Origin of the sequence: Streptomyces formicae, assembly GCF_002556545.1 — a bacterium.
Taxonomy (GTDB): Bacteria; Actinomycetota; Actinomycetes; order Streptomycetales; family Streptomycetaceae; genus Streptomyces; species Streptomyces formicae_A.
This window is the reverse complement of record NZ_CP022685.1, coordinates 9207158-9230495: the sequence shown is the minus strand read 5'-3', so window position 1 is coordinate 9230495 and position 23338 is coordinate 9207158. Positions and strand designations below refer to the sequence as shown.

Genomic DNA, 23338 nt, shown 5'->3' with positions numbered 1-23338 from the left:
GGCGGGGGCTCACGAGCCGTCCTCGCCGAGCGCGGCGCGGACCAGGTCGTCCACGTCCATCGAGGAGATCGCCCCGCTCTCCGCCTCCTCGGCCACCTCGGTGTGCGTCGGTTCCTCGGCGAGCTGCCGCAGCAGGTCCAGGACGCCCGAGCCGCGCAGCTTCGCCACCGGGATCGACGCGAGCAGCCTGCGCGCCTCCGCCTCCTCCGGGTCCACGGCCGGGCCGCTGTCCGCCTCGGGGACGAGGCGCTGATGGAGGTGGGCGGCGAGTTCGACGGGGGTGGGGAAGTCGAAGATGAGCGTGCTGGGCAGGGTGAGGCCGGTGACCGTGGTGAGCCGGTTGCGCAGTTCCACGGCGGTGAGCGAGTCGAGGCCGAGTTCCTTGAACGCCCGGTCGGCGCCGACCGGTTGGGCATCCGCGTGACCGAGGACGGCCGCGGCGTTGGAGCGGACCAGGTCGACGAGCAGGGCCCGCTGTTCGGGACCGGCGCGACCGGCCAGGCGCGCCTCCAGCGTCGCCGTCCGCCGCGCGCTCTCGCGGGCGGTGGGCAGCGCGGCGCGGACCAGGCCGCGGAGCATGCTGGGCAGTGCGGTGGTGGCCGCCTGGGCGCGCAGCGCCCCCAGGTCGAGCCGGGTCGGCACGAGCAGCGGCCGACCCGCCGCGCGGGCGGCGTCGTACAGCGCCATGCCCTCCCGCGCCGAGATGGGCAGCACGCCCGAGCGGCGCATGCGGGTCACCAGCGTCTCGTCGAGCTGTCCTGTCAGCTCGCTGGTCTCGCCCCAGAAGCCCCAGGCCATCGAGACGGCGGGCAGTCCCTGGGCGCGCCGGTGGTGTGCCAGCGCGTCGATGAAGGTGTTGGCGGCGGCGTAGTTGCTCTGCCCCGGGTTGCCGAGGACTCCCGCGCCCGCCGAGTACAGGACGAACTCGGCGAGGTCCAGGTCCCGGGTCAGCTCGTGGAGATGGACGGCGGCGTCGACCTTGGGGCGCAGCACGTGCTCGACGTCCCGCGCGGTGAGCGAGCCGACGAGCCCGTCGGCCAGGGCGCCCGCCGCGTGCACGACGGCGGTCAGCGGACGCTCGGCGGGAATGCCGTCGAGCACCTCGGTCAGGGCGGCACGGTCCGCGGCGTCGCAGGCCGCGATGGACACCGAGGCGCCCGCCGCGACCAGTTCGGCCCGGAGTTCCTCCGCGCCGACCGCGCTCGGTCCTCGGCGGCTGGTGAGCACCAGGTGCCGCACGCCGTGCTCGGCCACCAGGTGCCGGGCGAGCAGACCGCCGAGGGTGCCGGTGCCGCCGGTGATGAGGACGGTGCCGTTCGGGTCCAGCGGCTTGGGCACCGTCAGGACGGCCTTGCCGGAGCCCGCGGTCTCGTCGAACGCGCTCAGGAGCCGAGCGGCCTGCCGGATGTCGTGGCCGTGCACCGGGAGCGGGCGCAGCACCCGCCGGTCGAAGAGCTTGACGAGGTCGGCCAGGATCTCGGCGACCCGGTCGGGATCGACGGTCGCGAGGTCGTACGGGAGGCGGCGCACCGACGCGGGCATCGCGCCGCTGTCGCCCGGGCCCGTGGAGCCCGCGGAGCCCGTGGAGCCCGTGGAGCCCGTACCCGGGGCGTCGTCGACGGCGGGTTCCGCGAGTCGTCCGCCGCGCGGCAGCACCCTCAGCAGGGCGTCCCGGTGAGCGGTCGTGCGGGCGCCGTCGTGGCGCTGCTCGGCGTCGAACACGACGTCGACGCCCCGGCCGCCGGTGGCCGCCAGGACCGCGTCCACGAAGGACGCCCTGGCCGAGGAGGCCGAGTGCGCCTCGTCGAACCCCATGCCGCGCAGCAGGTACCGGTTCTCCTCCTGGGCCGTCGCGTAGACGTCGGCGCCCCGGTAGCGGGCCAGCTGTACCGCGGCGCGGCCCGGCGCGCCGGTGGCGTTGTACACCAACAGCGCTTCACCGTCGGCGAGTTGGGCCCCGTCGAGCAGGGCGAGGTAGGCCTGGAGGAACGCCTTCGGTGCCGCGGCGGCCTGCTCGAACGACCAGCCGCGCGGGACCGGGGCGACGAGCCGGTGGTCCACGACGGCCAGCGGGCCGAAGGCACCGTCGGGCAGCAGGCCCATCACCCGGTCCCCCTCGGCGAGGCGGGTGACGCCGGGCCCGACCTCGGTGATCACACCGGCGCCCTCACCGCCGAGCGCTGCGCGCCCGGGCAGGAGGTCGGCCGCCTCGACTCCGGCGGCGCGCACGGAGATCCGGACCTGCCCGGCGGCCAGCGGCGCGAGGAGGTCGGGGTGCGCCAGTGCCGTGACGCCCTGGCCCGCCCCGGCGTCGGTGGTGGCCGCGAGCCGCCAGGCGGCCGTGCCGGGCGGCGGCGTGAGGGATCCCGCGGTGGTACGGGCCAGGCGCGGGACGCGCACCACACCGTCACGCACTGCGACCTGCGGTTCGTCGGCGGCCAGTGCCGTGCGGACCGCGGCGGCGAGTACCGCCCGGGACTCCTGGCGTTCGTCGAGGTCGACCAGGAGGAAGCGGCCGGGGTTCTCGCCCTGGGCGGAGCGGAGCAGTCCCCACAGCGGGGCGTGGGTGAGATCGCTGACGTCCTCGTCGGGTTCGGCGGCGATCGCGCCGCGTGTCACGGCCACGAGGCGGCAGGGGCGCAGCCGTTCGTCGCCGAGCCACTCCTGGGCCAGACCGAGCGCCTCGGTGATCGCCCGGTGCGCCGATCCCGCGAGGTCGTCTCGGGAGTGCGGCGCGGCGTACGGGACGAGAACCACCTCGGGCGCCGTCGCGCCCGCGTCGAGCGCGGCGCCGAGTTCCGCCACGTCGGCGTACGAGCGGCCGAACGCCCCCGCGCCCTTGAGCGCGGGTATCAGGCCGAGGCCGTCGTCCCCGAGCACCGCCCAGTCCGCGCCGGTGTCGGACACCGTGTTCCCGGCGGCCGCGACGCCGGTGGGCTGTCCCGACCACTCCACGTGGAAGAGGGAGTCGCGCTCGGCGCGGGAGGCCGCGGGGACCTGGTCGGCGGTGAGGGCCCGCAGTTCGACGGATCCGATCGTGGCCAGCGGCTCGCCCGTGGTGTCCGCGAGGGAGAGCGTGAGGGTGTCGGGGCCCGTGGCCGTGATCCGGGCCCGTGCCGAGGTCGCGCCGACGGCGTGCAGGGCCACCTCGCGCCAGGCGTGCGGGGCGAGGGCGGACGCGTCGCCGTCCAGCAGGCCGCCGTGCGCCGCGGCGTGCAGGGTGAGGTCGAGCAGCGCGGGGTGCAGGCCGAACCGGCCCGCCTCGTTGCGCAGCCGCTCCGGCAGGACGACGTCCGCGCAGAGGGCGTCCCCGTCCCGCCAGAGGGCCTGGACGCCCTGCTCCTCCGCCCCTTCCGGGACGTCGAGCGGGCGCGCGCCGGGCGGCGGCCAGGCGGCCGACGCGTGGACCTGGGCGGTCACCGACGACGGGGCGAGGACTCCGGTGGCGTGCCGGTTCCAGGGGCTGTCCGGCTCGGCGTCGGCGTCGCGCGCGTACACCCGCAGCTCGTGGCGGCCGGACTCGTCCGGCGCGGACACGGTCAACTGGATCTGTGTGCCGCCCTGTTCGGGCAGCGGCAGCGGTTCGGTCAGCGTGAGCTCGTCGACCTGGTCGCAGCCCGCCTCGCGGGCCGCCCGCAGCGCGAGTTCCGCGAGCGCCGAGCCGGGCAGCAGGCCATCGACACCCGAATCGGCTGCCCAAGCAAGGGACTTGGTGGACAGGCGCCCGGTGAGCAGGACGCGGTCCTCGTCCGCGAGCCGCACGGCCGCGCCGAGCAGCGGGTGTCCCCCGCCGTCCAGTCCGAGCCCCGCAGGGTCGGCCGTGTCGTACTCGGCGTCCAGCCAGAAGGTGCTGCGCTGGAAGGCGTACGTGGGAAGGCCCACGAAGCCCGCGCCGGAACCGGCGTACGCCTCCCGCCAGTTCACCGGCAGGCCGTGCGCGTACCCCTCGGCGAGGGAGGTCAGGAAACGCTCGGTGCCGCCTTCGCCCCTGCGCAGCGACCCGACCGCCACCGTCTCGATCCCGGCGTCCTCGGACGTCGCCTGCACGCCCATCGTCAGGACCGGGTGCGCACTGGACTCCACGAAGAACCGGAACCCGTCGGCCAACAGGGAGCGCACCGCGCCCTCGAAGTCCACCGGACGACGGCAGTTCTCGAACCAGTACGCGGCGTCAAGGCCCTCCGTGTCCTGCACGCCGCCGGTCACCGTCGAGTAGAACGGCACCTCCGAGCGCCGGGGCTCGACACCGGCGAACAGTTCAAGGATCCGCTCCCGCAACCGGTCCACCTGGCCGCAGTGCGACGCCACGGTGGAGCCCACGACGCGGGCCTTGATGTCCTCGCTCTCGCACTGGGCGACGAATTCCTCCAGGGCGCGCGTCTCACCGGCCACCGTCGCGGCCCCCGGGCCGTTGCGCCCGGCCACCACCAGCCGTCCGTCCCACCGGGCGAGACGCCCCTCCACCGCGTCGGCCGACAGCGCCACCGACGCCACCGCGCCGTGCCCGACGAGCTCCTCGGCGAACAGGGCGCTGCGCAGCACGACGATCCGCGCCGCGTCCTCCAACGACAACGCGCCCGCCACGTAGGCCGCCGCGATCTCGCCCTGGCTGTGCCCGACCACCGCAGCGGGCTCCACGCCAAGGGACCGCCAGAGCCCCGCCAGGGCGACGTGCACCGCGAACAGCACCGGTTGCAGCACCTCGATGCGCTCCAACGACGGCGCGCCCTCCGCTCCCCTCAGCACATCCGTCGCAGACCACTCCACATGCGCCCGCAAGGCACGCTCGCACTCCGCGAAACAGCCCGCGAACACCGGGGAGGAGTCGAGCAGCCCGACCGCCATCCCCTCCCACTGCGACCCCTGCCCCGGGAACACGAACACGGGGCGGGTGGCACCGGGGCGGACGCGCCCGGTGAGGACGTTCGGGGCGGGGGTGCCGTCGACGATGGCCGCGAGGCCCGCCCGCGCGCCGTCGAGGTCGGTGGCGAGGACGACGCCACGCTGTTCCAGGTGCGCCCGCGTCGCGGCCAGGGACCGGCCGATGTCCGCGAGGGCGTGGCCGCCGCCGTCCTGGCCGATGTGCGCGGCCAGCCGCTGCGCCTGGGCGCGCAGGGCGGGTTCGGTGCGCCCTGACAGGGTCCAGGGCACGACGGTCAGGTCGAAGGGGCGCGGGCTCTCGGTGGCCGGTTCGGCGGCGGCCTCGGTTTCCTCGCCGGTTCCGGCGGGTGCGGGCGCTTCCTCCACGATCACGTGCGCGTTCGTGCCGCTGATGCCGAACGCGGAGACACCGGCCCTGCGCGGCCGTCCTTCGGCCGTCCACTCCACCGGCTCGGTGAGCAGCTCCACCGCACCGGACGACCAGGCGATGTGCGGCGAGGGGGCGTCCACGTGCAGGGTGCGGGGCAGGAGGCCGTGGCGCAGCGCCATCACCGTCTTGATGACTCCGGCGACACCCGCGGCGTGTGCCGCGTGCCCGATATTCGACTTGATGGTGCCGAGCCGCAGCGGCCGGTCGGCGGGCCGCTCCTGGCCGTAGGTGGCGAGCAGGGCGTGGGCCTCGATGGGGTCGCCCAGGTTGGTGCCCGTGCCGTGGGCCTCGACGGCGTCGACCTGGTCGGCCGAGAGGCGGGCGTCGGCGAGGGCGGCGCGGATGACGCGTTCCTGGGAAGGGCCGTTGGGCGCGGACAGGCCGTTGCTCGCGCCGTCCTGGTTGACGGCCGAGCCGCGAATGACGGCGAGGATGTTCCTGCCGTTGCGCTGGGCGTCCGACAGGCGCTCCAGGAGGATCAGGCCCGCGCCCTCCGAAGGGCCGAACCCGTCGGCCGCGGCCGCGAACGCCTTGCAGCGGCCGTCGCGGGCGATGGCCCGCTGTCGGCTGAAGGTGATGAACCCGGCGGGGGTGGGCATGAGCGCGACGCCGCCCGCGAGCGCCAGTGAGCAGTCTCCGGTGCGCAGCGCCTGGACGGCCAGGTGGATCGCCACCAGCGAGGAGGAGCACGCGGTGTCGACGGTGATGGCGGGGCCGATCAGGCCGAGGCTGTAGGCGACCCGGCCCGAGATGACGCTGGCGAAGGAGCCGGTGCCCGAGTAGCCCTCCAGGCCCTCGGGGATGCGCTGCCTGCCGGTGATGTAGTCGATGGTCGCCGTGCCGGCGAAGACACCGGTGCGGCTGCCCTTCATCGACGTGGGGTCGATGCCCGCGCGTTCGAGCACCTCCCACGACGTCTCCAGGAGCAGCCGCTGCTGGGGGTCCATCGCCAGCGCCTCGCGGGGGTTGATCCCGAAGAACTCCGCGTCGAACTCGCCCGCGTCGTGCAGGAACCCGGCCTCACGGGCGTAGGTCCTGCCCTCGGCGTCCGGGTCGGCGTCGTACATGCCGTCCAGGTCCCAGCCGCGGTTGTCGGGGAACGGCGAGATCGCGTCGCCGTCGGTGGCGACCAGGTCCCACAGCGCCTCCGGGGAGGCGGCGCCGCCCGGGTAGCGGCAGGCCATGCCGACGACCGCGATGGGGCTTGGCTCCTCCAGGTCCCGGATGCGGCGCCGGGCCTTGCGCAGGTCGTTGGTGGTCCGCTTGAGGTACTCCCGGAGCTTGGTCTCGCCGGCCTTGGCTGCCGTGCTCGCCGTGTTCTCGGTCATGCGTCACACCTATTCGTGATGAGGTTCGGCCGGTGGCGGAGCGTTGCCCCGGGCGGCGTCACGGCGTGTCCAGTTCGTCGTCGAGGAGCGCGAACAGCTCGGCGTCGGACGCGTCGTCCACGACGCCTTCGTCGTCGGCGTCGGTCGCGGACTCCGTGACCGCGCCCGTGTCCTGCCACTTGGAGACCAGGGCGCGCAGCCGGTTGGTCACCTTCTCGCGGGTCTCGGCGTCGTCGGCGCCGATGTCGAGCAGCGCGCTCTCCAGGCGGTCGAGTTCCGCGAGGGCGGGCGGCACCGTCTCGGCCTCCCCCGGCGCCAGTTGCTCCCGCAGGAACGCGGCGGTCTCGTCCAGCGTGGGGTGGTCGAAGACGAGGCTCGCGGGCAGTTGCAGTCCGGCGGCGGCCTGGAGCCGGTTGCGCAGTTCCAGTGCGGTCAGCGAGTCGAACCCGAGCTCCTTGAAGGGCCGGTCGGGATCGATCGCCTCGGGGGTGCCGTGCCCGAGGACCGAGGCGACGTGACCGCGCACGAGCTCGACGAGGCGGTGGAGCTGCTCCGCGGCGGGCAGGCCGCTCAGGCGCTCCGCCCAGTCGGATCCTTCGGCCGCGCTCGGCGCCTGCTGCGCCGTCCTACGGGCCGAGGGCCGGTGCACCAGGCCGCGCAGCAGGTCGGGCAGGGCGCCGTCGGCGGCCCGGGTGCTCAGGGCCGCGGCGTCGAGGTGTACGGGCATCAGCAGCGCCTCGTCGAGTGCCCCTGCCGCGTCGAGGAGCGCGGTGCCCTCGTCGGCGGTCAGCGGCAGGATGCCGGCGCGCGCGAACTTCGCCGTGTCCGCCGCCGCGCCCATCTCGCCGCTCTGCTCCCACAGGCCCCAAGCGAGGGACTGGGCGGGCAGTCCGCGGGCGCGGCGCTGCTGGGCGAGGGCGTTCAGATGGGCGTTGGCGGCGGCGTAGTTGGCCTGGGCGATGCTGCCGAGCACGCCGGAGGCGGAGGAGAACAGGACGAACGCCGACAGGTCCGTGTCCTGGGTGAGCTCGTGCAGGTGCGTGGCCGCGGCCACCTTCGGCGCGAACACCTTCCGTACGTCGTCGGCCGTCAGCGCCTCCACGGGCCCGTCCGCGAGAACGCCCGCACCGTGCAGCACCGCGGTGAGCGGCCGATCGGCGGGGATCGCGGCCAACAGCCTTTCCAGTGCGGCCCGTTCGGCGACGTCGCAGGCCTCGATGGTCACGGTCGCGCCGAGCGAGGTCAGTTCGCCTTCGAGCGCGTCCGCCCCGGCCGCGCCCCGGCCGCTGCGGCTGACGAGCAGGAGGTGGCGTACGCCGTGGTGCTTGACGAGGTGGCGGGCGACGACGCCGCCGAGCCCGCCGGTGCCGCCGGTGATCAGGACGGTGCCCTCGGGGTCGAAGGGCCGCGGGGCGGCCACCGGGTCGGCGGCCGCCGCCCGTACGGCCCTGGGCACCAGTACGGACCCGGAGCGCAGGGCGAGTTGGGCCTCGCCGGACGCGACGGCGGCGGGTGCGGCGCTCGGGAACAGCGCGAGCGAGCCCTCGTCGGCGTCCAGGTCGACCAGGGCGAACCGGCCGGGGTGCGCGGCCTGTGCCGAGCGCACCAGGCCCCACAGCGCCGCGTGCGCGAGTCCGTCGACGGTGTCGGCGGCGGTGGCCGCGACCGCTCCCCTGGTGGCGACGACGAGGCGCGAGGCGGTGAACCGCTCGTCGGCCAGCCACTCCTGCACGAGCGCGAGCAGTCGGGTGGTGGCGTCGAGCGCCTCTTCGCTGTCGGACCGCTCGCCGTGCGGGCCGTACGAGACGAGGGTGAGCTCGGGGGCGGGCAGCCCGGCGTCGACGGCCCCGGCGAGCTCGCCGAGGTCGTCGTAGAACTGCGGGAAGGCGCCCGACTCCTCCAGGGCATCGGTCAGTTGGAGCGCGTCGTCGCCGAGCACCACCCATTCGGCGCTCTGTCCGGCCGCCGGTACGGGCTGCCACTCCAGGCGGTACAGGCTGTCGCGGGTCACGTCGTCCGGGCGGCGCAGTTCCGCCGCGGTGACCTCGCGGGGGCGTACGGAGTCCACGGAGCCGACGGGACGTCCTGTCTCGTCGGCCAGGGTGACGCCCACCGCCCCGTCCGCGAGCGTGCGGAGGTGGACGCGCAGCGCACCGGCGCCCACGGCGCGCAGCCGCAGACCGCTCCAGTCCGTCCAGAGCAGGCCGGTGCGCTGTTCGAGACGGGCGGGCTGCAACGCGGCGTCGAGCAGGGCCGGGTGCAGCCCGTAGCGTGCGGCCTGTCCTGCGTGGTCCTCGGGCAGCGCGACTTCGGCGTAGAGGTCGGATCCCTTGCGCCAGACGGCGGACAGGCCACCGAAGGCCGGTCCGTAGCCCTGCCCCGCGTCGGACATGCGCTGCTGGAAGTTGGCGACGCTGACCGGCTGGGCGCCGGTCGGCGGCCACACGCTCCGCTCCCCCGCCTCGTCGGGGGCGTCGGCCGCCTCCGGGGCGAGGAGTCCGGTGGCGTGCCTGACCCACGGCCGGGTCACCTCGTCGGACTCGGCCCTGGCGTAGAGGGCGAGCTCGCGGCGGCCGGTGTCGTCGGGTGCGGCGACGGTCACTTGGAGCTGGACCCCGGCACCGTCCGGCAGCGTCAGCGGCTCCTCGACGGTGAGGCTCTCCACCACCGCGGCACCGGCCCGTTCGCCCGCGTCCAGGGCGAGTTCGGCGAAGGTGGCGCCGGTCAGGACGGTGGTGCCGTGCAGGGTGTGGTCGGCGAGCCAGCCCTCGGTGCGGGCCGAGAGGCGGCCGGTGAGCAGCAGTTGGTCACCGGCCGCGGCCTCGACCGCGGCGGTGAGCAGCGGGTGTCCCGTGCCGGTGAGGCCGAAGTCCGCGGCGTCGCCGGGGGCGGTGCGGGTGGTGTCCAGCCAGTAGCGCTCGTGCTGGAAGGCGTACGTGGGCAGCTCGGTCCTTCGTGCTCCCGCCCCGGCGAACAGCTTGTGCCAGTCGACGGGAAGGCCGCGCACGTACCCCTCGGCGAGCGAGGTCAGGAAGCGGCGCGGGCCGTCCTCCTCGCGGCGCAGGGTGCCCACGGCCACGCCGTCGGCCCCGGCGGCCTCGAAGGTCTCCTGCAGACCGACGGCGAGGACCGGGTGGGGGCTCGCCTCCACGAAGAACCCGACGCCGTCGGCCAGCATGACGCGGACGGTCTCGTCGAAGCGCACCTCGCGGCGCAGGTTGGCATACCAGTACTCCGCGTCCAGGCCCGCGGTGTCGAGCGGACCGGCGGTGACGGTCGAGTAGAAGGGGACCTCCGCGGACCTGGGCCGGATGCCGTCGAGATCGCGCACGAGCCGGTCGCGGATCCGTTCGACGTGGGCGCTGTGGGAGGCGTAGGCGGCGGCGATGCGCCGGGTGCGGATGCCGTCCACCTCGCAGTCGGCGAGGAGTTCGTCCAGCGTGCCCTGGTCGCCGGAGACCACGGTGGCGTTGGGGCCGTTGAGCGCGGCGACGGAGATCCGGTCGCCCCAGGGCGCGATGCGCTCGGCGACCTGGTCGGCGGAGAGTGCCAGGGAGGCCATCGCGCCCTTGCCCGACAGTTCCTCGGCGGCCGCGATGGCGCGCAGCGCCACCACCTTGGCCGCGTCGTCGAGCGAGAGCGCGCCCGCGACGGCGGCGGCGGCGATCTCGCCCTGGCTGTGTCCGACGACGGCGACGGGTTCGACGCCCACCGAGCGCCACACCTCGGCGAGCGAGACCATGACGGCCCACAGCGAGCACTGCACGACGACCACGTCGTCCAGTGACGGGGCGTCGGCGCCCCCGCGGACGACGTCGAGCACGGACCAGTCGACGTACGGCCGCAGCGCGGTGTCGCACGCGGCGAGGCGGCGCGCGAACACCGGTGTGGTGTCGAGCAGTTCGGCCGCCATGCCCAGCCACTGGGAGCCCTGGCCGGGGAAGACGAACGCGACGCGGGCCGCTCCCGGCCGGACCGTTCCGGTGACGACGTCGGCGGCGGGGACGCCCTGGGCGAGTGCGGAGAGGCCGGTCAGTGCCTCGGTGCGGTCGGCCGCGAGGACGACGGCCCGGTGTTCGAGTGCGCCGCGCGACAGGGCCAGGGAGGCGCCGACGTCGAGTCCGGGGAGGTCGGCGCGGTCCTGGACGTGCGCGGCGAGGCGGTCGGCCTGGGCGCGCAGCGCGTTGCCGCTCCGGCCGGAGAGGGGCCAGGGCACGACGGCATCGACCAGGCCGGTGGCCTCCGTGCCCTTCGCTCCGTCCTTCTCCTCGTCCTGAGCCGATTCCTCCGGCGGTGCCTCCTCCAGGACGAGGTGGGCGTTGGTGCCGCTGATGCCGAACGCCGAGACCGCCGCCCTGCGCGGGCGCCCGGGGTCGCTCCACTCGCGGCGCTCGGTCAGCAGCCGCACCCCGCCGGACGACCAGTCGACCCGCGGAGTGGGGGCGTCGACGTGGAGGGTCGCGGGCAGCACGCGGTGGCGCAGCGCCTCGACCGTCTTGATGACACCGGCGACCCCTGCGGCGGCCTGGGTGTGCCCGATGTTGGACTTGACCGAGCCGAGCCACAGCGGCCGGTCCGCTGGGCGATCCTTGCCGTACGTCGCGAGGAGCGCCTGCACCTCGATCGGGTCGCCGAGCGTCGTGCCCGTGCCGTGCGCCTCCACCGCGTCGACCTCGTCGGCGCTCAGCCGGGCGTCGGCGAGCGCGGCTTCGATCACGCGCTGCTGCGCGGGCCCGTTGGGGGCGGTCAGGCCGTTCGACGCGCCGTCCTGGTTGACCGCCGAGCCCCGGACGACGGCGAGCACCCGGTGTCCGTTGCGGCGGGCGTCCGACAGGCGCTCGAGGAGGACGAGGCCCGCGCCCTCGGAGAACCCCGTGCCGTCGGCCGCGGCCGCGAAGGCCTTGCAGCGGGCGTCGGCCGCGAGGACCTGCTGGCGGCTGAACTCCACGAACTCCATGGGGCTCGGCATGACCATGGCCCCACCGGCCAGCGCCAGGGTGGTCTCCCCCGCGCGCAGGGACTGGACCGCCCAGTGCAGGGCGACCAGCGACGAGGAGCATGCCGTGTCGACGGTGACGGCGGGGCCCTGGAGGCCGAAGGTGTAGGAGACGCGCCCGGAGACCACGCTGTTGGCGGAGCCCGTCATGGTGTAGCCCTCGAGGCCGTCCGGGATCTGCTCGACGTCGGAGCCGTAACCGGTGTAGGAGGCGCCCACGAAGACCCCGGTGCGGCTGCCGCGCAGCGTGGCGGGGTCGATTCCGGCCCGCTCGAACGCCTCGTAGGAGGACTCCAGGACCAGCCGCTGCTGGGGGTCCATGGCGAGCGCCTCGCGCGGCGAGATGTTGAACAGCTCCGCGTCGAAGGACGCGGCGCCGTCCACGAACCCGCCCTCCGGGGCGAGTTCCTTGCCCTCGGGGTCCCGCAGCAGCAGGTTCTCGAGGTCCCAGCCCCGGTCGGTGGGGAACCCGGATATCGCGTCGCCGCTGTCGTCGACGAGCCGCCACAGCTGCTCGGGGGACTCGGCGCCGCCGGGGTAGCGGCAGGCCATGCCGATGACGGCGATCGGTTCGTGGCTCTGCTCCTCCACGGACTTCAGGCGCCGCTGGGTGCGGCGCAGGTCGGCCATGACCTTGTTGAGGTAGTCCCGCAGCTTCTCGTTGTCGCTCATCGTCGTGTTCGCGTCCGTCGCGTCCGTAGGGGTGGTCGTGTCCGTCGCGTGCGTCGTGTCAGTCATCTGCGGCCCCGCCTGTTCCCAGTTCGCGATCGATGAGGGCGAACATCTCGTCGTTGGTCACGGTCGTGAACTCGGTTTCCTCGGTCCCGTGTTCAGGGGTTTCCGCGGTGCTGTCCGCGGTCCATTTCCACAGCAGGCGCTCCAGCCGCTTGACGGTCCTCGCGCGCGCCTCGGCGTCGGCGGGAACCGTCGCGAGCGAGGCTTCGAGGAGGTCGAGTTCCGCCTCTCCCGGCTGCGGGCCGCCGCCCAGGCCGAGCCCCATCTGCTCCCACAGGTGGCGGGCCACGGCGTCGGGGGTGGGGAAGTCGAAGACCAGCGTGGAGGGCAGGGTGAGGCCGGTGGCCGCGCCGACGCGGTTGCGGAGTTCGACCGCCATCAGGGAGTCGAAGCCCAGCTCCCGGAACGGGCGGTCGGGGTCGATGGCGTCCTTGGCGTCGCCGGTGAGGGTCACGTGGCCCATGACGACGCCCGCGTGCGAGCGGACCAGTTCGAGCAGTTCGTGCTCCTGCTCGTGGCGGGCCGCGCCGAGCAGCCGGGCCCGCAGTCCGTCGGCGGGCTCACCGCCGGTGTCCGGATCCGGCCCCTGGGCGCTCGCCGCCAACGCCCGTACGGCCTCGGGGATCTGCTGGAAGAGCGCCGTGGGGCGTTTGGCGTGGAAGACCGGCGCGAAGCGCTCCCAGCGCAGGTCGATGAGGACGGCGGTGGCCTCCTCGCGGTCGAGGACGTGGGAGAGGGCGGCGGCCGCCGACTGCGGGTCCATCGCCTCGATTCCTTCGAGGCGGCCGCGGGCGCCGACGGCTCCGGCGGCCATCCCGGTCTCCGCCCAGGTGCCCCACGCGACGGAGGTCGCGGGCAGGCCCTGGGCGCGCCGGTGCTCGGCGAGCGCGTCGAGGAAGGCATTGCCCGGCGCGTAGTTCCCGAGTGCGGGCAGTCCGAAGGTGGCGCCGAAGGAGGAGCACAGGACGAACGCCGAGAGGTCCATGTCCCGGGTGAGCTCGTGCAGGTGGACCGCGCCCCGTGCCTTCACGCGCAGCACGCGTTGCATCTGCTCGGGGGTGAGCGAGTCGATCACCCCGTCGTCCAGGACCGCGGCCGCGTGGATCACGGCGGTCAGCGGCAGGTCGTCGGGGATCCCCGCGAGCACGTCGGCGACGGCGTCGCGGTCCGCCACGTCGCAGGCGACGAGGGAGACCCTCGCGCCGAGCGCGGTCAGTTCCTCGCTCAGCTCGGCGGCGCCCGGCGCGGCCGGTCCGCTCCGGCTCGCCAGGACCAGGTGCTCGGCCCCGTCGCGCGCCAGCTGCCGGGCCAGGTGGGAGCCGATTCCGCCGGTGCCGCCGGTGATGAGCACGCTGCCGCGCGGCTGCCAGGAGCGGTGCGCGGGGGTGTCCGCGAGGGGGGCGCGCACGAGCCGCCGCCCGTAGAGGGTGCCGTCGGCGCGTACGGCGAGGTGGTCCTCGTCGGCGGGGGCGGTGAGCGCGGCCCGCAGCCCGTCCACCGCCGGGTCGGTGGCATCGGCGGGCAGGTCGATCAACCCGCCCCACAGCAGCGGGTGTTCCAGCGCGACGACCCTGCCGAGCCCCCACAGGTGCGCGGCCGCCGGATCGGTGAGCGGATCCCCCGCGTCGACGGAGACGGCTCCGCCGGTGGCACACCACAGGCGTGGCGCGACCGGGAGTTCCCCGGCGACGTCGACCAGCGCCTGGGCGAGGGCCAGGGTCGCGGCGAGCGAGGCGGGCACCGCGGTGTGGTCGGGGTGGGGGCGCCGGTCGAGGCCGAGCAGCGAGAGGATGCCGGCGGGCGGTCCCTCCCGGCCCGCGCAGGTCTCGCGCAGCAGCCCGGTCAGGTGCGCCCGGTCGGCCGTCGCCGGGTCCACGGCAAGCCGCTCCACCCGTGCGCCGAGCTTCTCCAGGGCCTGTACGGTTCCGGCGACCCGGTCGTCGTACTCCTCGCCCTGCGGATCGCCCTGCGGAACTGCAAGCAGCCAACGGCCTTCCAGTGCCGGGGTGTCGGCGGTGGCGAGCGGGTGCCATGCCACGCGGTAGCGCCACCGGTCGGCGCGCGATCGCGACCGGCTGCGGCGCCGCCACGACGACAGGGCGGGCAGTGCCTCGCTCAGCGGCAGGTCGGCGGTGACACCGAGCTCGGCCGCGATGTCGGTCAGGTCGCCGCGCTCCACCGCGGCCCAGAACTCGGCGTCGTCGCCCTCGTCATCGTGCTGCTCGGCGGCGGGCGTCTCGGCCGCGGGCTCCTCAAGCCAGTAGCGGCTGTGCTGGAAGGCGTAGGTCGGCAGGTCCACGTGCCGGGCTCCGGTGCCCGCTCCGGCGAAGACCGCGGCCCAGTCGACGGGCAGGCCCCGTACGTGGCCCTCGGCGAGTGCGGTGACGAAGCGGCCCGTGCCGCCCTCGTCGCGGCGGAGCGTGGCGAGGGCGACGGCGTCGCTGCCGGTGTCCTCGAAGGTCTCCTGGAGGCCGACGGTGAGCACCGGGTGCGCGCTCGACTCGACGAAGTGGCTGAAGCCGTCGGCGAGCAGGGCGCGGACGGTGTCGTCGAAGCGGACGGTCTGCCTCAGGTTGGTGATCCAGTACTCCGCGTCGAGCGCCGCGCTGTCCAGGGCCGAGCCGGTCACGGTCGAGTAGAAGGGGATGTCGGAGGTGCGCGGCTCGATGTCCCGCAGTGCGTCGACGACCCGGTCGCGGATGGCGTCCACCTGCGCGGAGTGCGAGGCGTAGTCCACCGCGATCCGACGCGCGCGCACCCCGTCCGCGGCACAGGAGGCGATCAGCTCGTCGAGGGCGTCGGGTTCGCCGGAGACCACGGTGGAGGAAGGCCCGTTGACCGACGCCACCGAGATGCGCTCGCCCCAGGGGGCTATGCGGTCGCGTACGCCCTCCGCGGGCAGCGCCACCGACACCATGCCGCCCTTGCCGGAGAGTTCCTCGCGGATGGCGCGGGCCCGCAGGGCGACCACCTTCGCCGCGTCCTGGAGAGACAGCGCTCCGCACACGGCGGCGGCGGCGATCTCGCCCTGACTGTGGCCGATCACCGCGGCGGGTTCGACCCCCACCGAGCGCCACAGCTCCGCGAGCGACACCATGACAGCCCAGAGCGCGGACTGCACCACCTCGACGTCGTCGAAGGAGGGCGCGTCTTCGCCGCCGCGGATGGCCTCGGTCACCGACCAGCCGGTGAGCGGTCGCAGCGCGTCGTCGCAGGCGGCGAGCCGTCGTGCGAACGCCGGTGCGGTGTCGGCGAGTCGGGCCGCCATGCCCTGCCACTGCGAGCCCTGCCCCGGGAAGACGAAGGCGACCCGGCCGCCGGGGGCCGCGGCCGAGGTGAGGACTCCGGGCGCGGGTGTGCCCTCCGCGAGGGCCCTGAGCGCCGCGAGGGCGCTGTCCCTGTCGGCGGCCAGGACCGCGCCCCGGTGTTCCATCGGGGACCGGGTCAGCGCCAGGGAGCGGCCGATGTCCGCGGGGTCGGCCGAGGTCCTCACGTCGGCGTACGCGGCGAGCCGCGCGGCCTGGGCCCGCAGCGCGGTCTCCGAACGGGCGGACACCAGCCAGGGCACCAGCTCCCCGGTGAGTCCGGACACCTCGGCGACGGCATCGGCTTCGGCGTCCGCCGCTTCCGGTGCGGGCGCGGGCTCCCCGGGGGCCTCTTCCAGGACGACGTGGGCGTTGGTGCCGCTGATGCCGAACGCGGAGACACCGGCGCGGCGCGGCCGGTCCTGCCGCGCGGGCCACGGCGCGGGCTCGGTGAGCAGCCGTATCGTCCCCGAGGACCAGTCGACGTGCGGCGTCGGCTCGTCGACGTGCAGGGTGCGCGGCAGCAGGCCGTGCCGCATCGCCTCCACCATTTTGATCACTCCGGCCACGCCCGCCGCCGGGCCCGCGTGCCCGAAGTTGGACTTGATCGACCCCAGGAGCAGCGGCCGGTCCTTCGGCCGGTCCTTTCCGTAGGTGGCGAACAGCGCCTGGGCCTCGATCGGGTCGCCGAGCGTGGTGCCGGTGCCGTGCGCCTCGACCGCGTCCACGTCGTCGGCGGTGAGCCTGGCGCTCGCGAGCGCCGCCCTGATGACGCGTTCCTGGGCGAGGTCGTTGGGGGCCGAGAGGCCGTTGCTCGCGCCGTCCTGGTTGATGGCCGAGCCTCGGATCACCGCGAGGACCGGGTGGCCCGCGCGCCGCGCGTCGGAGAGCCGCTCGACGAGGAGCACTCCGGCGCCCTCGGCCCAGTTGGTGCCGTCGGCCTGGGCGGCGAAGGCCTTGATGCGGCCGTCCGGGGCCATGCCCCGCTGCCTGCTGAACTCCACGAAGGCGTCCGGCATGGGCATCACCGCGACCCCGCCGGCCAAGGCCATGGCGCAGTCGCCCGACCGCAGGGCCTGCACGGCGAGGTGCAGGGCGACCAGCGAGGAGGAGCAGGCCGTCTCCACGCTCACGGCCGGGCCTTCCAGTCCCAGCGTGTACGCGACGCGGCCCGAGGCCACGCTCGACATCGTGCCCGTGACCACGTACCCCTCGACGGGCTCGGGGGTCTCCCGCAGCCGGGACACGTAGTTGGTGGCCACGATGCCGGTGTAGACGCCGACGCGGGTGCCCTTCGCGGTGGCGGGGGCGATGCCCGCGCGCTCGAACGCCTCCCACGAGATCTCCAGCATCAGCCGCTGCTGCGGGTCCATGCCGAGTGCCTCGCGCGGGGTGATGCCGAAGAAGGGCGCGTCGAAGTCCCCGGCACGGCTGAGGAATCCGCCGTCGCGGACGTAGCTCGTGCCCCGGACCTCGGGGTCGGGGTGGTAGAGCGCGTCGAGGTCCCAGCCCCGGTCGGTGGGGAAGGGGCTGATGGCGTCGCGGCCTTCGGCGACCAGCTCCCACAGCTCTTCGGGGGAATCCGCGTCGCCGGGGTAGCGGCAGGCCATGCCGACGACGGCGATGGGCTCGCTGTCCGCTGCCTCCACCTCGTGCAGCCGGTGCCGCGTCAGGCTCAGGTCGGCCGTGACGCGTTTGAGGTAGTCGCGGAGCTTTGCCTCGGTAGTGCCGTTGGACATGGTGTCCCTCTGTCTCCTTCGGCGAACGGTGGGCAGGGGCGCCCGGCGGTCGTGGCCCCCCTGGCGGGGGCGCCTGGTCCCGGGTTTCGGGATGGACGCTCAAGAGCCGCCCAGTTCCTTGTCGATCAGTGCGAACATCTCGTCGTCGGAGGCGGCGTCGAGGGCTTCCCCGGCGAGGACCCCCCGGGTGCCGCGCGGGTCGCCGCGCCACTGCCACAGCAGGGCCTCGATGCGCTGGGTGATCCGCTCCGTGGTGGACTCGTCCGCCGCGGTCGCCGCCAGGGTGTCGGCGAGCCTCTCCAGCTCGGCGAGGACGGGGAGTTCTTCCTCTGCGCCCGCCCCGAGGGCCAGTTCCTCCAGGAGGAAACGCACCAGGACGGTCGGCGTCGGATACGTGAAGACGAGCGTCGGCGGCAGCGTGAGACCGGTCGCGGCGGCCAGCCTGTTGCGCAGCTCGACCGCGGTGAGCGAGTCGAAGCCGAGGTCCTTGAAGGCACGGTCCGCATCCACGTCCTCGGTCGTGGCGTGCCGCAGTACGGCCGCGACCTCGGTGCGCAACAGGTCGAGCAGGACGCGCGTCTGCTCGGCGGGCCGCACTCCGGCCAGTTTCCTGGCGAGTTCGGTACGGGAGCGGTCGGCGCCCGCGCCGGTGGCGGCGGTGCGCCGCGCGGTCCTGACGAGGCCGCGCAGCACCGTGGGCAGCGCGCCCGCTGCCGCCGCCTCGCCGAGCACCGGCAGGTCGGGACGGATCGGCAGCGCCAGCGCGTCCGTCCCGTGCCGGGCCGCGTCGAACAGCGCGAGCCCCTCGTCCGGCGTGAACGGCACGATTCCGCCGCCGCTCCCCCCGGTGTCCCCGGTGTCCTCGGTGTCCTCGCCCGTCCGCCACGGCCCCCAGGCGAGGGAGACCCCGGGCAGTCCTCGCGCCCTGCGGTGCTGGGCGAGGGCGTCGAGGAACACGTTGGCGGCGCCGAAGCCCGCCTGTCCCGCGTTGCCCAGCGTGCCCGCCGCCGAGGAGAAGAGCACGAAGGCCGACAGGTCGTGATCCAGGGTGAGTTGGTGCAGGTTGAGGGCCGTGTCCGACTTGGGGCGCAGCACCCGCTCGCACTGTTCGGCGCAGAGCGAGCCGACGAGTCCGTCGTCGAGCACACCGGCCGCGTGCACGACGCCGGTCAGCGGCCGGTCGGCGGGGACGGTGTCGAGGAGCGCCTCCAGCGCTTCGCGGTCGGCCGCGTCACAGGCCACGATGTCCACGGTCGCCCCGGCCGAGGTCAGCTCGGCCGCCAGCTCCGCCGCGCCGTCGGCCCCGCGGCCCCGGCGGCTCGCGAGCACGAGGTGGCGCACGCCGTGTTCGGTCACCAGATGGCGGGCGACCAGGCGGCCCAGGGTCCCGGTGCCGCCGGTGACGAGCCAGGTGCCCGGCGCCGGGTCGGTCTCCGTCTCCGTCGGGTACGCGGGAGTCGGGTGCGCGGGAGCCGTCTCTGTCGGGTACACGTCGGAGCGGGCCCTGGTGAGCCGCGGTACCAGCGCCTCCCCCTCCCGCAGTGCCAACTGCTGCTCCCCCTCGGCGAGAGCCGCCGTGACCGCGGGGACCAACGCGTCGAGCGACGGCCGCCGCCCGTCCACGTCGACCAGCAGGAACCGTCCGGCCGGATACTCCGCCTGGGCGGCCCGTATCAGCCCCCACAACGGCGCGTGGACGAGCCCGCCGAGCTCTTCTCCCGCCCGCGTGGCCACGGCGTTCCGGGTCACGACCACCAGGGTCGAGGACTCGGCGCGCTCGTCGGCCACCCACTTCTGCACGACTTCCAGGGCCTCCGCGGTCACCTCGCGCACCCGGTCCGCGAGGCCCGGGTCCGCCGCCGGATCGGGGGTCGATTCCGTGGCGTACGACAACACGGCGACGGTGGACGTGTCCGCCGCGTCCGCACCGCCCCTGCCCAGGCCGAGTGCGGCGGCCAGACCCAGCTCGTCGGTGCCGATGACCGCCCACCGACGGGCATCGGCGACGGAAGCCCGCTCGACGGGCACCGGGGCCCACTCCAGGCGGAACAGCGCGTCCCGCGTCAACTCCTCTGCCCCACGCAGCTCTTCGGGACCGACCGGAGCGAGCCGTACGGCGTCCACGGTGACCACGGGCGCGCCGTCCGGGTCGGTCGCGGAGACCGCCACGGCGTCCTCGCCCACGGGCCTCACCCGCACGCGCAGGCTGGTGGCACCGACCGCGTGCAGGGTGAGCCCGCGCCATTCGACCGGCAGCAGAGGCAGGCCGTCGCCGCCGTCGGAGCCTGCGGCCAGGGCCGGTTGGAGCGCGGCGTGGAGCAGGGCCGGGTGAATCCCGAACCCGTCCACGGACAGGGGCCGGTCCTCCCCCTCACCGACCTCGCCTTCACCGACGGTGACCTCGGCGAAGAGCTCGTCACCCGCCCGCCAGACGGAACGTAGCGCCCGGAACGCGGGGCCATGTCCGTGTCCTACGGCATCCAGCCGCGCGTAAAGATCGTCGAGTCCGACCTGTTCGGCGCCCGCGGGCGGCCACGCCGCCTGAGCGTCCTCCACCAGGTCCGGCGCGCCGTTGCCGAGCGTCCCGCGCGCATGAGGCGTCCAGGACGCGTCCGGCGCCGCCTGCGCACCGCGCGCGTACACCGCGAACTCCCGCTCGCCCTCCACCTCCCCTGCCCCTACGACCAGTTGGAGCTGTACGCCGCCCTTCTCGGGCAGCACGAGGGGCGCCTCGACGACGAGACCCGTCGCCCGGGAGCAGCCCGTCTCGTACGCGGCCGTCGCGGCCAGTTCGGCGAACACGGCACTCGGCACGACCGCCGATCCGTGCACCGTGTGCTGCACGGACCAGGCATGCGTGCGAGGCATCAGGGAGCCGGTCAGCACGAGCGGCCCGCCGTCGGCCACGGGAAGCGCGCCGCCGAGAACCGCGTGCTCCACGGCCCCGAGCCCGAGCTCCGCCGGGTCACCGGCGGCAGCGGGGTCGGTTTCCATCCAGTAGCGCTGGTGCTGGAAGGCGTAGGTGGGCAGGTCCACTTGCCGGACGTCTGAACCGGCGTACAGAGACTGCCAGTTGACCGGCAGGCCACGCACATACCCTTCGGCGGCAGAGGTCAGGAAGCGTTCCGGTCCGCCTTCGTCGCGACGCAAGGTCCCTTGCGCGTACACAGTGGTGCTGCCGGTGTCCTCGAACGTCTCCCCCAGACCCACAGTCAGGACCGGGTGAGCACTGCACTCCACGAACGCCCCGAAACCGTCCGCGAGCAGGGCGCGCACGGTCTGGTCGAAGCGAACCTCCTGGCGCAGGTTCGTGAACCAGTACTCCGCGTCCAACTCCGCGGTGTTCAGAGGAGACCCGGTCACCGTGGAGTAGAACGGCACCTCCGAGGCGCGCGGCTCGATGCCCTGCAACGCCGAGATCACCTGCTCGCGGATCGACTCCACCTGGGCGGAGTGCGAGGCGTAGTCCACCGCGATCCGCCGGGCCCGCACACCATCCGCCTCGCACGAGGACAGCAGCTCATCCAACGCGTCCGGGTCACCCGAAACCACCGTGGAGGAAGGCCCGTTGACCGAAGCCACCGACACCCGCGCACCGAACGAGGCGATCCGCTCCCGCACAGCCTCCGCGGGCAACGCAATCGACATCATCCCGCCGAGACCCGACAGACCATCCGAGATCGCCCGAGCCCTCAGCGCCACCACCTTCGCCGCATCCTCCAGCGACAACGCACCCGCCACAGCGGCAGCCGCGATCTCACCCTGACTGTGACCAATCACCGCAGCAGGCTCGACACCCACCGACCGCCAGAGCTCCGCGAGCGAGACCATCACCGCCCACAAGGCGCACTGCACCACCACCACGTCATCCAAAGACGGCGCACCATCCACACCCCGGACAACGTCCACCACAGACCAGTCCACATACGCCCGCAGCACCGCATCACACTCACCGAACCGCCCCGCGAACACCGGCGACGACTCCAACAACCCCGCCGCCATCCCCACCCACTGCGAACCCTGCCCCGGGAACACGAACGCCGTCTTACTGGTCAGTTCGCGTTCGTCCGGGTCCGTGGTCGTCGCCATTCCACGTACGACGTGGGACGGGATGGTGGAATCTCCCGTGGCGAGGGACGTGAGGCCCGCGAGCGCGGTCTCGTGGTCAGGGGCCAGGATGACCGCTCGGTGTTCCAACGCGGCGCGGGTCGACGCCAGAGAGTGGCCGATGTCGCGGAGAGAGGCGTCTCCGGTTGCCGCGTGGGTGGCCAGGAGGTCCGCCTGGGCGCGCAGGGCGCGCTCGGAGCGGGCCGAGACGAGCCAGGGCACGAGGGTGTCGGTCAGGCCAGGGGCGGCCCGGCCGCCGGTGGCGTTGTCTGCGGGCTCGGACCCGGCCGTGGCTCCCGTGTCGCTCGGTGCCTCCTCCACGATCACATGGGTGTTGGTGCCGCTGATGCCGAACGCGGAGACGCCCGCGCGCCGGGGACGGCCCTCGGTGTCGGGCCAGGCGCGGGACTCGGTGAGCAGGCGGACGGCGCCCGACGACCAGTCGACGTGCGGGGTCGGCTCCTCCACGTGCAGCGTCTTGGGCAGTACGCCATGTCGTATGGCCTGCACCATCTTGATCACTCCGGCCACACCGGCGGCGGCGGAGGTGTGCCCGATGTTGGACTTCACCGAACCCAACCACAGGGGCCGTTCCTCGGGGCGTCGCTGCCCGTAGGTGGCGAGCAGCGCGTGTGCCTCGATCGGGTCGCCGAGGGTGGTGCCGGTGCCGTGCGCCTCGACCACGTCGATCTGTTCCGGCGCGACACGGGCGTTGCGCAGGGCGGCGCGGATGACGCGTTCCTGGGAGGGGCCGTTGGGCGCGGTCAGGCCGTTGCTCGCGCCGTCCTGGTTGACGGCGGAACCGCGGACGACGGCAAGGACCTGGTGGCCGTTGCGGCGCGCGTCGGAGAGCCGCTCGACCAGGAGCAGGCCGATGCCCTCGGCGGGGCCGAAGCCGTCGGCCGATGCGGCGAACGCCCGGCACCTGCCGTCCGGGGACAGGGCGCGCTGGCGGCAGAACTCGGCGTATCCGATCGAGGTGGACATGACGGTGACGCCTCCGGCGACGGCGAGCGAGCACTCCCCGGCCCGCAGCGCCTGCCCCGCGAGGTGGAGCGCCACCAGGGAGGAGGAGCAGGCCGCGTCGACGCTGACGGCGGGCCCCTCTAGGCCGAAGGTGTAGGCGATCCGGCCGGACATCACGCTGGCGAAGTTGCCGGTGGCGAAGTACCCGGCGACCGGCTCGGGGATGCTCTGGTGCTCCCAGCCGTAATCCATCGAGCTGAAGCCGATGAAGGTGCCGGTGGAGCTGCCCTTGACGGACTTCGGGTCGATGCCCGCTCGTTCGAACAGCTCCCAGGAGCCTTCGAGGAGCAGGCGCTGCTGGGGGTCCATGGCCAGCGCCTCGCGCGGCGAGATGCCGAAGAATCCGGCGTCGAACTCGGTGGCGGAGCGCAGGAACCCGCCGCCGCTCACGTAGTTCTTGCCGTTCTTCGCGGCGCGCGCGACATCGGGGTCGTACTGGCCCTCGACGTCCCAGCCCCGGTCGGCGGGGAACGCGGTGATGGCGTCGCGGCCCTCGGCGACGAGGTCCCACAGCGCGTCCGGCGAGTCCACCCCGTCCGGGTAGCGGCAGGCCATGCCGACGACGGCGATGGGCTCGCTCTGGGCGGCCTCCATCTCGCGCAGCCGTCGCTGGGACTGCCGGAGGTCGCCCGTCGCCCGCTTGAGGTAGTCGAGCAGCTTCTCTTCGTTGGAGGTCGCGCCGTTGCCTGCCGTGGCGCCGCGTCCGGTGGCTTTCCGCTCCGCGGCCTGCTGTTCCGTGTCTGTCTCTGCCATGCCCCAGTTCCCCAATTCCGCAGGTCCCCTAGCCCGGA

The 23338-nt window shown here is 74.3% G+C and carries 4 protein-coding genes; all 4 read right to left on the bottom strand.

Annotated elements, in window-relative coordinates:
• Window positions 1-9: 9 nt before the first annotated feature.
• On the bottom strand, window positions 10-6639 hold the full coding sequence (locus KY5_RS39605; RefSeq protein WP_098246716.1) for a type I polyketide synthase: 6630 nt from the start codon (window positions 6637-6639) through the stop codon (window positions 10-12).
• Window positions 6640-6697: 58 nt separating this feature from the next.
• A complete protein-coding gene (locus tag KY5_RS39600) occupies window positions 6698-12307 on the bottom strand; it encodes a type I polyketide synthase (protein ID WP_098247798.1) in 5610 nt (1869 codons plus the stop codon).
• A 58-nt stretch (window positions 12308-12365) separates the two neighbouring features.
• A complete protein-coding gene (locus KY5_RS39595) occupies window positions 12366-17414 on the bottom strand; it encodes a type I polyketide synthase (RefSeq protein ID WP_098246715.1) in 5049 nt (1682 codons plus the stop codon).
• 99 nt (window positions 17415-17513) lie between these two features.
• Window positions 17514-23315 (bottom strand): type I polyketide synthase, encoded by a 5802-nt coding sequence (locus tag KY5_RS39590; RefSeq protein WP_418952854.1) that lies wholly within the window; start codon window positions 23313-23315, stop codon window positions 17514-17516.
• Between the last annotated feature and the right edge of the window lie 23 nt (window positions 23316-23338).